This is a genomic window from Pedobacter roseus, from assembly GCF_014395225.1.
Lineage (GTDB): Bacteria > Bacteroidota > Bacteroidia > Sphingobacteriales > Sphingobacteriaceae > Pedobacter > Pedobacter roseus.
In genome coordinates this window covers 993,718-1,006,966 of the sequence record NZ_CP060723.1, presented here as the reverse complement: position 1 = coordinate 1,006,966, position 13,249 = coordinate 993,718, and the positions used below count along the sequence as shown (strand labels likewise).

Below are 13,249 nucleotides of genomic sequence, written 5' to 3'. Positions count from 1 at the left end.
CCTAACCTTGTGCTCTTCCAACATCAAAACCACCTTCGCCATAACCGTAACTGCCTGTACTACCACACCAGGGACAAGTACTCATGGTTTCGTTACCGATACAGTGTATTTTTTGGCATTGGCACATGGCCAGGCCAAATTGGTTACCACAGCAGGGGCATGAGGGTGCACCTATCAGTTCTTCGGTATTTACTTTTTGCTGTATGCCATTATCTTCGCAGAGCTCATAATAAGATTGATCTACCTGAAAACCACCCACCAGACGATAAGCCTGAGTTTGCAGATTTAAACCATCAAAACCTGATTCGTTAACCACTTTCCGGTATTTCATCAGATATGGCCGTTTTGTATTCTGGCATTTGGCCGATAATACAACATAATTATTATCAATATACTGTTTAGTAGCGGGTGCTTTGGAAATATCGATTTTAGAAAGCGTATCGCCATCCAATTTTGCGAGTTCGAAGCCCGATTCGTTATTTTCTACACTGATACTGCTGGTTTTAATGGAATCTGTTACCCATTTAAAAAACTTATTGTAATCTTCAGTACCTGCATTTTTAAACTGAAGCACATTTTCGGTCAACTCTGCTAAAATCCTTGTATCTGTACTGTTGCCAAAAGAAATGGCCACCATGTTTACGGTACGCTTCCAGTTCTGTTTCCATTCGGCAATGGCACTTTTAGTGTCATCGGTGGGTACACCATCGGTAAACAGAAATACAATTGGTTTCCAATCGCCTTTTTGCTCCATGGTGGTTTTAACGATATCCTTTCTCATCTGGAACATTAAATGCCCTAAACCTTTACTTAAAGATGTGCCCCCGCCAATAGGAAATTTTGGCGGATAAAAACTCACCACCTCTTGTAGAGGAACCAGGGTTTTAGCTTGTCCGGCAAAAACAATGATCGAAATCCAAACGGTTTCTATGGCATAAGGATCGGTTTTAATGGCTTTGATAATGGTTGCCATGCCTTCTTCTACCTGTTGGATCTGATCGCCAACCATCGATTCGGAAATATCTATTAAAAAGTAAATGGGTAATCTTCTCATATTATAAATAATTGGCTAATGGTTCGAATAAGAAAATAATTTTATGATCCTACATTAAGCTGATATCATCGGGAAATTATACTGCGGATTTCTTTAGCAACATCCCTGTAACCATCTTTAATCCGTTGATTGTAATTGGTACAACCGTAAACAACCACATTATCAGTCCCTTCTAAATGATTGACTGAGAAATAAGTACTTACTTTGTTGTTAAAAGTTACTACCTCATTGTTTTTACTCTTTTTATCAAAAACATCAATAAACTGCACATTTATATAAAGACAATCGCCCTGTAAATCTGCAGCAAGAACCTTAAAATCGCCATATTGATTGCTTCTCAAATTTAGTTCGGCTTGGCGCATATTAAAATTAGGGGATTTAAAGCTTTCATAGCAGATTAAAATCCCATCTAAGGTTGTTTCAGGAAATATATCGCTGGTAGTTAAAGGTTGGTAATTTGAACCGTTATCGCTGTCTCCACCCGACGACATTTTAACAATAAAACCTATAACCGTAATGGCTATGCTAATTATACTTAGAACATCCATACTAAATAATCAAAGTAATTTCACTCGGTGGTGGCGGCAAGGTTACACTCTCGCCTGTTCCCTGACTTTTATTCCCTTGTTCGATGGTTTCGGACACCCATTTAAAAAACTGTTTCAGTGTTGCACTATCGGCAGTATCCAAATGTACCACATCGGGTGTAAGTTCTTTCAATAAGGAATCGTTGGCCAAATGCCCTGCAGCACAGCAAACAATTGCCCCAAAATTTAGTGATTTGATTTTAGGCAGCATTTCCCGGTATAACTGCAGATCGCTAGGCTTTCCATCGGTAAATAAGAACATCAGTGGTTTCCAATCTCCTTTTTGGTTAGCATTGCCTTTCATTACATCAAGCTGTACTTTCTGATATAACATTTCGAGCGCCTGACCGGTATGCGTAGGGCCGCTCTGCGGACAAATGATTTCGGGGAGCTGAAAAGAGGGAAGCTCCGTTAGGGGTACAATTTCATTAACCTCCCGATCGAAAGTAATCATACTGATCCACAAGGAATCTAATGCCTGTGCATCTGCCCTCAAGGTATTGATCATCCCACTTAGGGCATTATTTAACGCCTGAATGGGTTCGCCATACATCGAACCTGAGGTATCTATCAAAAAATAAACAGGTAATCTTCTCATATTTTTTAAATAACGATATTTAATTCGGGTAGAGGAGGAGGCAGTTCCTTAAAGCCTTGTATTTCTTTCCCACCATCTTCTACCCTGGTAGAACTTACGCCGATAGATGCGGTTACCCACTGAAAAAATTTTCCTATGCTCGCCGAATCGGCTGTATCTAAACTGACCACATTTTCGGTAATCTGTTTTAAAACAGCCGTATCAGCACCGGTTCCGGCAGCACAGGCAACTGTAAATGCCGTTTTACGTTGTTTAAACTCATTTAAACCCGGCAACCAATCATCGGTTGGTATTCCATCGGTCATGATAAAAACCAAAGGTTTCCAATCTCCTTTTTGTTCCGTTGTGGTTTTTGCAACCTCATAATCAATCCGGTTTGACACTAATTTTAAGGCCTCGCCTAAAGCCGTAGTACCTGTTGCTCTTAAATCGACCATTTGGAATGATGCCAGATCGGTAAGCGGAATAATCTGTTGCGCCACGCTATCAAAAGTAATGATGCTGATAAAGGCCGTTTCTATGGCCTGCGGATTTTGGCGCAAAGCACTGATCATTACCTGAACCCCATTTTTTACCGCTTCAATCGGTTCACCTGTCATGGAGCCTGATGTATCTAACAAGAGGTATACTGGAAGTCTTCTCATAACCAAAAAATTATTGTGGAATATTGTAAGTATTGGCCGTTTCCGGATTAGCTGATTGAATATGCGCAGGTATATTATAAGTAGCACCTGCACCGTAAGTAGGATCGTTTTGGTTGATGTGCGCTAAAATTTCATTGGTATAATCTTTTCCGCCACCCAAAATGCTCCCAATATTACCAATGGTGTAAATTGGTCCCCAGGGAATGCCCCACCAACCCAAAAACAAACTCACAAACAGATATCCTAATCCAGGTGTAATACTGCTCTTGCCTGGATGGATAAAATAAAAATCAGACGGCCGGTTAAAGGTCATAATTATTACAGAGATGCAATATTTATACATGACAAATTTACCGCCCCGGGCAACCAAATCCCTGATTTCGTCGCCGGTTAAACCTTCGATATTTTTAATACTCATTACAGGTAAGATTTTAGGATTAAATGAATCGTTTGCCCTAAAAAGGTATCTGGTGTGGGATCGCCAATGGCATCAAATTTCCATTCGTTATTGCGTTTATAAAGCTTACCCATAATGAGCGCTTTTTTACCGGCATAACCCGATTCGGCAGATACATTATAGGAAGCAAAAACCTCTTTTACCTGTGTTGGCGTTCCTTCATACATCCTGATTTTTGAATATGGAATCTGAGAAAAATCCTCTTTACCTACATTATTCAGAAAAAAGAATATCTTGGCCACTTTAGGATCAATCCTTGACAAATCGACCGTGATAATTTCATTATCCAAACCATCGTCACCACCCGAATCTCCTTCTAAATCATCACCAGTATGCCTTAATGCACCATCTAACGAGAGTAGTTTCCCTTTTGGCAGGCCGAATTGCTGCAAAAAATCAATTCTATAAAGTGGCGAATAAATATGGTCGCACAGGTTGTTGTTATCATCAATGAGGATACAACTCAGATCAAGATCTACGCTTTGCTTATTGGTTGTTAAACCCAAAAAACCTTTGGTTTCTATTGCACCCCAATTAACCCCCACACAAAAACTGGTTAAAGTAGCACCGCTTTCTTTCCGCAGGTCTATTTTTTGTCCTTTTGATAAATTAATTGCCATAATGAATGCATTTAGTTGTATTTATTTAAGAAAAACTCCAATCCATCTTTCATACCAACACCTACAGCTTCAAATTTCCATTCATTATTGCGTTTGTAAATCCTTCCAAACTCGACAGCAGTTTCTATTGAAAAATCTTCTTCTAATTCATATTTCAACACCTCATTATTGGCGCCATCCAACACCCTGATGTAAGAGTTCCGGATCTGCCCAAAATTCTGTCTTCTGTTTTCAGCATCATGAACAGTAACTACCACACAGATTTCTGTAGCAGCTGAGCCGATTTTTGAAAGATCTACCTTAATCTGTTCATCATCGCCATCGCCATCTCCCGTTAAGTTATCACCTGAATGTTCTACAGCACCATCTGGTGTTTTTAAATTGTTATAAAAAACGAAATGAGAATCGGATAATAATCTTTTATTATCGCCCAATACAAAAACTGAAGTATCTAAATCAAAACTAGTGCCTGTTGATGCACTATTGGTATCCCATCCAAGTCCGATGGTAAATTGAGGAGCATTAATTGCTTCGCGTTGTCCCTTTTGCAGGTTAATTGCCATATCTGATTAATTTACGGTTAAGCTTTGCATGATGTTGCTCAACAGTGGTTTAATTTTATAAATGTTATGCGTTTACGTATTTTTTTAAAATCTCTAAGAAACTATCTGTTTGGTATGGTTCGCCAATAGCCCTGAATTTCCAGCCACCATCTTTACAGTAAGCTTCGGCAAAAACCATCGTGCACATGCCATTTAAGGATGCATCACCAGAAAGGCTATATCTCGTTATTTCTTTTCCATTAGCATCAACAGCCCTTATAAAAGCATTTTCGACCATGCTAAAATGTTGATTGTTCTGCCTGCCCTGATAAATGGATACCACAAAAATTATTTTCTGATAAATGGGATCCAGGGAATCTAATTTTACGATAATCTGTTCATCGTCTCCATCGCCGGCACCAGTCCTGTTATCACCAGTGAGCCAGATATTTCCTGAAGGATGCCGCATTGAATTAAAAAAAATCACATCTCCTTCAAACAATCCAACCTGACGGCCATTCTGATTAACTGTTCTGCCCAGGTTGAGGATTTTATCATTGCCATCCAGTAAGAAAGCAATCGCATCCAGATCGAATTCTTCTTCTTTTGGTGCGAATAGTTTACCGAGAAAACCTGTATTTTTTTTACGGACATCCCATCCCAGTCCCATGGTAACCTTCGACAAATCGAATGTTTCGCCCTTATCATTTTTGCGGAGATCAATGGTTTGACCTTTTACTAAATTTATAGCCATAAAGCGTGTTTAGATATTATTTAATAATCTGTCCTTTAAAATATTTTGACAGGAAAAATGATAAATCTTCGCGGTAACCTATACCAGACGCTTCAAATTTCCATTTGCCTTCACGTTTGTATAAGCGACCAAATTCTACTCCTGTTTCAATAGAAAAATCTTCCCCCAGTTCATATTTAGCAACCTCTTGTCCATTACTGTCATCTACAATGCGGATATAAGAATTCCGAACCTGTCCGTAATTTTGTTTACGGCTAATGGCCTCATGAATGGTTACCACAAATAAAATTTCCTGGATCTGGGGATCAACTTTTGATAAATCAACTTGTATACTTTCATCATCGCCATCGGCACTGTTTCCTCCCGTTGGATCATCACCGGTGTGGTGCAAGGCCTGATCGGGAGAATCGGTATTGCCATAAAAAACAAAATACTCTTCTTCAGGGATCAATCTACTCGAGTTAATCATAAATGCTGATGCATCCAGGTCGAAGTCATAACCAGTGCCCTCATTCGGGTCCCAGCCTAACCCTACAGTAATTTTCGATAGTCCGATATCAATTTTTTGCCCTTTTTGTAGATTAATAGCCATTACTAATTTGATTTTTTTTGAAATATTGTAAATAAATAGGATGTAAATTATCAATACTGCATGTTAACGCAATAAAGCACAAAAGAAAAAACACATTACTTTTTAAAAGCAATTGTTATTTTAACTTGAATAATAAGGATGTGGGGATGGCTACAGCGACGGTGATTGAGCGCTAATGTTTTTATATCCTGTAGCCCTGATTATCTGTTTAAATGTTTATAAACAAATATATTAGTTTGGATGCTAATTCCAAATCCGGATTTAAAAAAAATGCCAGATTCTTTATCGAATCTGGCATTAAAGATTATTGTTACCTGAACTTTTTCATCGCGGTCCAAAGTTTTTCATCCATACCATAAACATCAGGCCGGTATTCGATCTTATCGTTTTGCGACCAGGCTGTAATATAGGTAATGATTAAAGGAACAGATTTTTTGGGTCCGAACCAGGCTGGTTTTAATTGAAAAGCCTTTGTTGTATCTGCCTTTTGGGCCATGCGTTTTTTATACCATTTTACATGCGTACTATCTATCGGTGGCAAATCAACCTCAGCCCTAAGTTTATCATAAGTGTATGAATCGTTCACTAAAAGTTCGGCGAACTCCAAAGGTTTTTCGATGCGCACACAACCATGACTAATGGCCCGGTTTGTTAAATTAAATCCGTTTTTGTTATTGGTATCGTGGAGGTAAATACTAGAGCTGTTATCGAAAATAAATTTGAATTTCCCTAAGGCATTTCCACCACCAGATCCCTGCTTAAATTTGAAGGGCAATTTATCCCTCGAATACTTGTTCCAATTGATGGTATCGGGCTCGCCAATCAGCTTATCTTTATAGTAAACTTTGATGTTACTGTTAGATAAATAATAAGGATCTTTTCGGGCCATCCAATAGATCTCACTTTGTGCAATACTTACCGGAATATTCCATATCGGATTGGCCTGAATGGAGTTGATTTTACTAAACAATAATGGCGTTTCGTGGTTCTTCGGTTTATCATCTAAATTGCCTGATTTTGCAAAGGCTTTTAGCTTGTCTTCATAACCATTTTCACGCTTTCCACCCACACAAACTTTCATCGAAATTACAGTGTCTAATTTATTCAGCCAGGTTAATCTAAAATCGGGAATATTTACCTGAACATAGTTATCTCCGGTCTCTGGCAATTTCCAACGGAAACGCTCCATATTTAATAACAAAATACGCTTTTCATCTGCAGCATCCGTATTCAAATATGCAGACTGCAAAGCCTTATATTGAATTGATTTTGGCTGCACAGATCTTAACGTATCTAAAAGGTTTTTACTGTTCAAAAGATTGAGCATTCCAGCGCTGTCTGGGCGCCTCACCTTTATGTAGTAACGCGAGAAAATAGTGCGGGGATTTATCACCCCATATTTAAGGTAATTGTTATAATTTAGATAAGCATTTGCCGATAGCAGTTCTAATTTAGCGATTACCGGATAAGTCTCCTCCACTTTTTTAAATTTATTGGCGGTCAATTCTTCCAATAAGGCCTTAATTTCATCTCCTTTAAAAATCCTGGGGTTAAAACCATGTACTTTACTTTGATCCAAATAGTTTACCAGCGAATCTAATTCCCCGTTAATATAAAACCGGGTAACTAATTTAGGTTCAGCAGAATGATTTGAATAAAAAGCTTTTATAGTTTTTGGATTAACGAATTTAACAGAAAGACTGTCCATTGTCTTCACAAAAACGCTATCATAAGCTACAGTATCAAAATCCTTATAGATCTTGTTCTTAAAATGTTCAGACAGCACTTTTCCGATCTCAGGAGGGCTTTTAAACCACCCACAGGCAGAAATGAACAAAATAAAGGGCAAAATTAGAAAGCGAAACTTTTTCAACACGTTAAAATTTAAATACAAAATAAGGGTTATTGGCACTAAAAACAGCATAATGGCAAATTAAGTGCCATTATTTTTTGTTTTACCATTTCAAACACTATATTTGCCAGCGCTTATCAGCTAACGTATTGATACTGGCAGAAATAATTTATGAATTTAACTTTGAACCATCACTTACATTTGCACCATCGCCGATAGGCGATATGATATGTTTGTTTTGTACTTCAAGACTTTTTTCCGTAAAATAATTTCCTGTTCACTCTATATTCAATACATTGAAAACACTTAAAATTGCTATCCAGAAATCGGGTAGGTTAAACGAAAAATCTGTAGAAATACTTAAAAATTGTGGTTTATCTTTCGAAAACTACAAAAGTTCCCTTATCTCAACCGTTACTAATTTCCCCTTAGAAATTCTATTTCTCCGCGATGACGATATTCCAGAGTATGTACAGGATGGCATTGCCGACCTGGGGATAGTTGGGGAAAATGTAATTGTGGAAACAAAAGCTGAGGTAGATTTTCTACAGAAATTGGGCTTTGGAAAATGCACCTTAAAAATCGCGGTTCAGGCCACCAGCAATATCCAAAATCTTGAAGAGTTAAACGGCAAAGCCATTGCCACTTCTTACCCGGTAATCCTCGAAAAATTCTTGCAGGAAAAAGGTATACAATCCGATATCAGAACCATTTCCGGATCGGTAGAAATTGGTCCGGGTTTAGGATTGAGCGATGCCATTTTTGATATTGTTTCAACAGGTGGAACATTAAAGAGCAACGGACTAAAACCTTTCGCTGATGTAATGCAATCGGAAGCGGTTTTAATCGGAAATAAATCAATAGCCGATAATCCGGAAGTAGCAGAATTACTGCAACGCATCCGCTCTGTGCTTAGCGCAAAATCAAACAAATACGTGGTGCTGAATGTATCGAAAGATAACCTTCAAAAAGTGGTAGATTTACTGCCAGGTGTTAAAAGCCCAACCGTTGTTCCACTCTTCGAACCAAACTGGGTAGCCGTTCATTCGGTAATTGCAGAAGAAGATTTCTGGGATAAAATAAACAGTTTGAAAGCTGCCGGAGCTGAAGGTATTTTAGTAATGCCTATCGAGAAAATAATCAGATAAAATCATTTGAAAGTTTATTAACTATTAGTTAATTTTAAATTATAAAACATTGAAAATCTACGGTTATAAAGATTTATCTAAATCAAAAATTGAAGAGCTTTGTTCGAGACAGATTGAAGATGATAAACTGGTTGAAGAACGGGTAAGTGACATCATCAACACGGTAAAAAAAGATGGCGACCAGGCCCTTTTCAATTTTGCAAAAGCCTTTGATAAAGTTGAATTGGAAAAACTTTTCTTGGATGCTGAAGAACTAAAACAAATTGCAGCCACTATTCCGGCCGATGCAAAAAAAGCAATTGATACCGCTTATCAAAACATTAAAAATTTTCACCAGTCGCAGTTAAAAACGGAAGACAAAATTGAAACCATGCCGGGCGTTTTGTGCTGGCGCGAATCAAGGGCAATTGAAAAAGTTGGGCTTTATATCCCAGGCGGAACAGCCGTTTTACCAAGCACTTTTTTAATGTTGGCTACCCCCGCAATTATAGCAGGTTGCAAAGAAATTGTGGTCTGCTCTCCGCCACAAGGTGATGGTAAAACCAATTGTTATCTGGCTTATTGCGCAGTGCTCCTGGGCATCGAAAAAGTATTCCTGATTGGCGGTGCACAAGCCGTTGCTGCAATGGCTTTCGGAACAAAAACCGTACCGCAGGTTTATAAGATCTTCGGCCCTGGTAACCGTTATGTAACCACTGCAAAAACGATGGTACAAAATAAAGTAGCCATTGATATGCCTGCAGGTCCATCAGAAGTGCTTGTAATTGCGGACGAAACAGCAAATCCTTCATTTATTGCTGCAGATCTGCTGGCACAGGCCGAACACGGAACTGATAGTCAGGCTATTTTAGTGGCTACCTCCAAGGAAATCATCAATCAAACTTTAAAAGAGATTGAAAATCAGCTGGCTATTCTTCCACGAAAAGATATTGCAGCCAAAGCAATTGCCAATTCTTATGCAGTTTTAGCTGAAAATCTGGAACAAGCGATGCAATTTTCTAATGAATATGCACCTGAACACTTAATATTGGCTACAGAGCAGTTTCAAAGCCTTATTCCATTGATTATCAATGCAGGATCAGTATTTTTAGGCAACTTTACCCCGGAAAGTGTTGGCGATTATGCCTCGGGAACCAACCATACTTTACCAACCAGTGGTTTTGCAAAAGCTTATTCAGGAGTATCTACGGATGCTTTTTTGAAGAAAATCACTTTTCAGCAATTATCCCGTGAAGGTTTAAATAATATTGGCAAAACGGTTGAGATTCTTGCAGAAGCAGAAGGCCTGGAAGCACATAAAAATGCTGTTAGTATCAGACTGATTTTTGAGTCCGGAGTCGGAAGACCGAAGACCGAAGATAAAACGGCATAAAAAATTAAAAAAAAATCGGTGTAATCCCACAATCTGTGTAATTAACCCGAAGGAAAAGAATAGTATATCGGCGGTAGCAACCAATGATATAATGAACTAATGAACCAACAAACAATGGACATTAACGATTTAGTAAGAGAAAATATAAAAAACCTTCGCCCCTACTCCACCGCAAGGGACGAATTTAAAGGTCAGGCATCCGTATTTTTAGATGCAAACGAGAACAGTTATGGCTCGCCATTACCGGCAAACTATAACCGTTATCCTGATCCTTTACAACTTGATTTAAAAGATGCGATCAGCAAAATAAAAGGCGTGCCTATTGAAAATACTTTTTTAGGAAACGGCAGTGATGAAGCGATCGATTTATTGTTCCGCGCTTTCTGTAATCCCGGAAAAGACAATGTAATTGTGCTACCTCCAACTTATGGAATGTACGAAGTTTCGGCCAATATAAATGACGTAGAAATACGCAAAGTAAACCTCCTTCCAAACTTCCAACTGGACATGGAAAAGATCGCCGAAACGATCGATAAAAACACCAAATTAATCTTCATTTGTTCACCAAATAATCCTACCGGAAATTCTATAAACCGCGAAGATATTGAAACCATTTTAGCCAACTTTAACGGCATCGTTGTAGTGGATGAAGCGTATATAAATTATGCCCGTCAGAAGACCTTTATACAGGAGTTAACCGAGTACGGAAACCTGGTGGTTTTGCAAACTTTTTCGAAGGCCTGGGGACTTGCAGCTTTGCGTTTAGGCATGGCTTTTTCTTCGACAAAAGTGATCGATGTTTTAAACAAAATTAAACCTCCATACAACATCAATCAGGCTACTCAGGACTTAGCTTTCGAAGCCTTAAAAAATATCGCGCAGGTTAACGATTGGATCAAGGAATCAGTTGCAGAAAGACAGCGTTTATCGATCGCTTTAAACAATGTAAATGCAGTAACAAAAGTATATCCATCAGATGCAAATTTCATACTCGTAGAAGTTACCGATGCATTGAAAATGTACGATACTTTGGTAGATCAGGGTATCATTGTACGCGACCGTTCTAAAGTAACTTTATGCGAAGGCTGTTTGCGGATTACCGTGGGCACAAAAGAAGAAAACGATAAACTATTAACTGTGCTAGAAAATTTTTAAGATGAAAAAAGTATTATTTATAGACCGCGATGGAACCTTAAATATTGAGCCTGACGATGAACAGGTAGACAGTTTCGCAAAGCTTAAATTTTATCCGCGTTCTTTATATTATTTATCAAAAATAGCAGCCGAGCTGGATTACGAACTGGTGATGGTAACCAACCAGGATGGATTGGGAACATTATCAAATCCTGAAGAGAATTTCTGGCCGATCCACAATTTCATGCTCGATACTTTTGAAGGAGAAGGCGTTCATTTCAGCGAGATTGTAATCGATAGAACTTTTGCAAAAGACAATGCCCCTACACGCAAACCGGGCACTGCTTTATTAACTAAATATTTCAGCGGAGATTACGACCTGAAAAATTCATTCGTTATCGGCGATCGCTTAAATGATGTAGTTTTGGCGAAAAATTTAGGTGCAAAAGCCATTTTCCTCCGTCAGAATGATGCGTTGGGCTCGACAGAAGCATTGGATAAACATGAAACGCTTTTGGATGTGATCATTTTAGAAACCAAGAAATGGGAAGACATCTACAACTTGCTCAAAGCAGGGAGCAGAAAAATCCACCACGAGCGCAAAACCAACGAAACCGATATCACCATTAATTTAGATTTAGATGGTACCGGAAAAGCCAAGATTGAAACGGGTTTAAACTTTTTCGATCACATGCTTGATCAGATTGCCAGACATGGAAGTGTAGATTTAGAGGTAATTGCCAAAGGCGACTTACATATAGACGAACACCACACCATAGAAGATACCGGTATTGCATTAGGCGAGGCATTTGCCCAAGGTTTAGGGAATAAACTGGGCATTGAGAGGTATGGTTTTTGTTTGCCAATGGACGATTGCCTGGCACAGGTTGCCATTGATTTTGGAGGAAGAAACTGGATTGTTTGGGATGCGGACTTTAAACGCGAAAAAGTGGGCGATATGCCAACGGAAATGTTTTACCACTTCTTTAAATCGTTCAGTGATGCTGCAAAATGCAATTTGAACATAAAAGCCGAAGGCGATAACGAGCACCATAAAATTGAAGCTATTTTTAAAGCATTTGCCAAAGCCATTAAAATGGCCATTAAACGCGACGCCGAGAAAATGGTATTGCCGAGCACAAAGGGAATGTTGTAAGAAAGGCGGAAGGCTGAAAAGTTTAAGGCGGAGGGTTTTGAAGCCCATCTGCTGTTAATAAACCCGATAGAGCGGAATAGCCCGCAGCGTAGCGAGGACTATAAGCGATAGCGGGACTACAGCACCTATGAAAAACTGACTTTCATTTTCAAATTTTAAAGAGAAAGCATTAAAAGTAAAATGGATGATGTGAATAGATTTAAAAGAATCAATGAGTACAGAAACAAGTGAAGAATTAAGTAGTGAAGATGTAGATCTTATTACTTATGAAATGCTACCATTAGCTAAGAAAAATCTTTATACAATTATACTTGTTTTTACTATAGCCGTCTTTATCTTTCCGTTTTCGGGAGGTAAAAATGGTGAACCATCACCAAACTCAACCGGGCATTATTGGGAGGCATTTGTAGTTTTCGTAATTGTTGCTATTGTATATGTATGTTTTTTTATTGTACGACCAATCGTATTGTTAACAATGGATCTTAATTCTAACCGTAAAAAAACGATTGAATTAGAAGTACTTCAAAAAATAAGAACAAATAATGCAAAGTTTGTGATTAAATGTAAAAAAACACCTGTTAAACTAAACGGAGATATTATTTTAGATAAATCAGAATTTTATAATTGGTGGAAAGGCGACAAATTGATGGTCGATTACCTTATTAAAACAAAATTGATAATTGGCTTTAGAAAGGTAAACATAGAACAAGAAAACCTAAATTAATTATAGATATTCTCA

Annotated in this window: 15 protein-coding genes; 5 read left to right on the top strand and 10 right to left on the bottom strand. The window is 38.3% G+C overall.

The features are described 5' to 3' along the window. Nucleotide 1: 1 nt before the first annotated feature. The 10 genes from H9L23_RS04600 to H9L23_RS04555 form a co-directional block, all read right to left on the bottom strand. A complete protein-coding gene (locus H9L23_RS04600) occupies nt 2–1,054 on the bottom strand; it encodes a TerY-C metal binding domain-containing protein (RefSeq protein WP_187593869.1) in 1,053 nt (350 codons plus the stop codon). A 65-nt stretch (nt 1,055–1,119) separates the two neighbouring features. Continuing rightward, the gene (locus H9L23_RS04595) at nt 1,120–1,602 is read right to left on the bottom strand and encodes a hypothetical protein (RefSeq protein WP_187593868.1); all 483 of its coding nucleotides are present in this window, start codon (nt 1,600–1,602) and stop codon (nt 1,120–1,122) included. A 1-nt stretch (nt 1,603) separates the two neighbouring features. Next, nucleotides 1,604–2,239: a vWA domain-containing protein gene (locus H9L23_RS04590; RefSeq protein ID WP_187593867.1), complete on the bottom strand. Its 636-nt coding sequence runs from the start codon at nt 2,237–2,239 to the stop codon at nt 1,604–1,606. Nucleotides 2,240–2,244: 5 nt separating this feature from the next. Continuing rightward, nucleotides 2,245–2,883: a vWA domain-containing protein gene (locus H9L23_RS04585; protein ID WP_187593866.1), complete on the bottom strand. Its 639-nt coding sequence runs from the start codon at nt 2,881–2,883 to the stop codon at nt 2,245–2,247. Nucleotides 2,884–2,893: 10 nt separating this feature from the next. Next, nucleotides 2,894–3,301: a hypothetical protein gene (locus H9L23_RS04580; RefSeq protein ID WP_187593865.1), complete on the bottom strand. Its 408-nt coding sequence runs from the start codon at nt 3,299–3,301 to the stop codon at nt 2,894–2,896. Beyond that, nucleotides 3,301–3,960, bottom strand: a complete 660-nt coding sequence (locus H9L23_RS04575; protein WP_187593864.1) for a TerD family protein — start codon at nt 3,958–3,960, stop codon at nt 3,301–3,303. The genes H9L23_RS04580 and H9L23_RS04575 overlap by 1 nt, the downstream gene beginning before the upstream one ends. A gap of 11 nt (nt 3,961–3,971) precedes the next feature. Next, nucleotides 3,972–4,523, bottom strand: coding sequence for a TerD family protein (locus tag H9L23_RS04570; protein ID WP_187593863.1), 552 nt, complete (start codon nt 4,521–4,523; stop codon nt 3,972–3,974). Nucleotides 4,524–4,587: 64 nt separating this feature from the next. After that, nucleotides 4,588–5,256, bottom strand: coding sequence for a TerD family protein (locus H9L23_RS04565; RefSeq protein ID WP_187593862.1), 669 nt, complete (start codon nt 5,254–5,256; stop codon nt 4,588–4,590). Nucleotides 5,257–5,272: 16 nt separating this feature from the next. Continuing rightward, a complete protein-coding gene (locus H9L23_RS04560) occupies nt 5,273–5,848 on the bottom strand; it encodes a TerD family protein (RefSeq protein WP_025143108.1) in 576 nt (191 codons plus the stop codon). 310 nt (nt 5,849–6,158) lie between these two features. Continuing rightward, complete coding sequence (locus H9L23_RS04555; RefSeq protein ID WP_246474847.1) at nt 6,159–7,724, bottom strand: L,D-transpeptidase family protein; 1,566 nt, start codon at nt 7,722–7,724, stop codon at nt 6,159–6,161. Nucleotides 7,725–7,996: 272 nt separating this feature from the next. Here H9L23_RS04555 and hisG point away from each other — a divergent pair, with 272 nt between their 5' ends. From hisG to H9L23_RS04530, 5 genes are all read left to right on the top strand, one after another. Continuing rightward, nucleotides 7,997–8,848, top strand: coding sequence for an ATP phosphoribosyltransferase (gene hisG, locus H9L23_RS04550; RefSeq protein ID WP_187593860.1), 852 nt, complete (start codon nt 7,997–7,999; stop codon nt 8,846–8,848). A 49-nt stretch (nt 8,849–8,897) separates the two neighbouring features. Next, nucleotides 8,898–10,220, top strand: a complete 1,323-nt coding sequence (gene hisD / locus H9L23_RS04545; RefSeq protein ID WP_187593859.1) for a histidinol dehydrogenase — start codon at nt 8,898–8,900, stop codon at nt 10,218–10,220. Between the two features lie 99 nt (nt 10,221–10,319). Then, nucleotides 10,320–11,375: a histidinol-phosphate transaminase gene (gene hisC / locus H9L23_RS04540; RefSeq protein WP_246474846.1), complete on the top strand. Its 1,056-nt coding sequence runs from the start codon at nt 10,320–10,322 to the stop codon at nt 11,373–11,375. A 1-nt stretch (nt 11,376) separates the two neighbouring features. After that, nucleotides 11,377–12,510 carry a bifunctional histidinol-phosphatase/imidazoleglycerol-phosphate dehydratase HisB gene (hisB, locus tag H9L23_RS04535; protein ID WP_187593858.1) on the top strand — a complete coding sequence of 378 codons (1,134 nt, stop codon included), beginning with the start codon at nt 11,377–11,379 and terminating at the stop codon, nt 12,508–12,510. 211 nt (nt 12,511–12,721) lie between these two features. Further along, complete coding sequence (locus tag H9L23_RS04530) at nt 12,722–13,234, top strand: hypothetical protein (RefSeq protein ID WP_187593857.1); 513 nt, start codon at nt 12,722–12,724, stop codon at nt 13,232–13,234. Nucleotides 13,235–13,249 lie beyond the last annotated feature (15 nt).

Bases quoted from the DNA above. Each gene is read 5' to 3' on its own strand.
- H9L23_RS04530 (WP_187593857.1), top strand. From the start codon at position 12,722: ATGAGTACAGAAACAAGTGAAGAATTAAGTAGTGAAGATGTAGATCTT.
- hisB (WP_187593858.1), top strand. From the start codon at position 11,377: ATGAAAAAAGTATTATTTATAGACCGCGATGGAACCTTAAATATTGAG.
- H9L23_RS04570 (WP_187593863.1), bottom strand. From the start codon at position 4,523: ATGGCAATTAACCTGCAAAAGGGACAACGCGAAGCAATTAATGCTCCT.
- H9L23_RS04575 (WP_187593864.1), bottom strand. From the start codon at position 3,960: ATGGCAATTAATTTATCAAAAGGACAAAAAATAGACCTGCGGAAAGAA.
- hisC (WP_246474846.1), top strand. From the start codon at position 10,320: ATGAACCAACAAACAATGGACATTAACGATTTAGTAAGAGAAAATATA.
- H9L23_RS04585 (WP_187593866.1), bottom strand. From the start codon at position 2,883: ATGAGAAGACTTCCAGTATACCTCTTGTTAGATACATCAGGCTCCATG.
- H9L23_RS04590 (WP_187593867.1), bottom strand. From the start codon at position 2,239: ATGAGAAGATTACCTGTTTATTTTTTGATAGATACCTCAGGTTCGATG.
- H9L23_RS04560 (WP_025143108.1), bottom strand. From the start codon at position 5,848: ATGGCTATTAATCTACAAAAAGGGCAAAAAATTGATATCGGACTATCG.
- H9L23_RS04565 (WP_187593862.1), bottom strand. From the start codon at position 5,256: ATGGCTATAAATTTAGTAAAAGGTCAAACCATTGATCTCCGCAAAAAT.
- H9L23_RS04595 (WP_187593868.1), bottom strand. From the start codon at position 1,602: ATGGATGTTCTAAGTATAATTAGCATAGCCATTACGGTTATAGGTTTT.
- H9L23_RS04580 (WP_187593865.1), bottom strand. From the start codon at position 3,301: ATGAGTATTAAAAATATCGAAGGTTTAACCGGCGACGAAATCAGGGAT.
- H9L23_RS04600 (WP_187593869.1), bottom strand. From the start codon at position 1,054: ATGAGAAGATTACCCATTTACTTTTTAATAGATATTTCCGAATCGATG.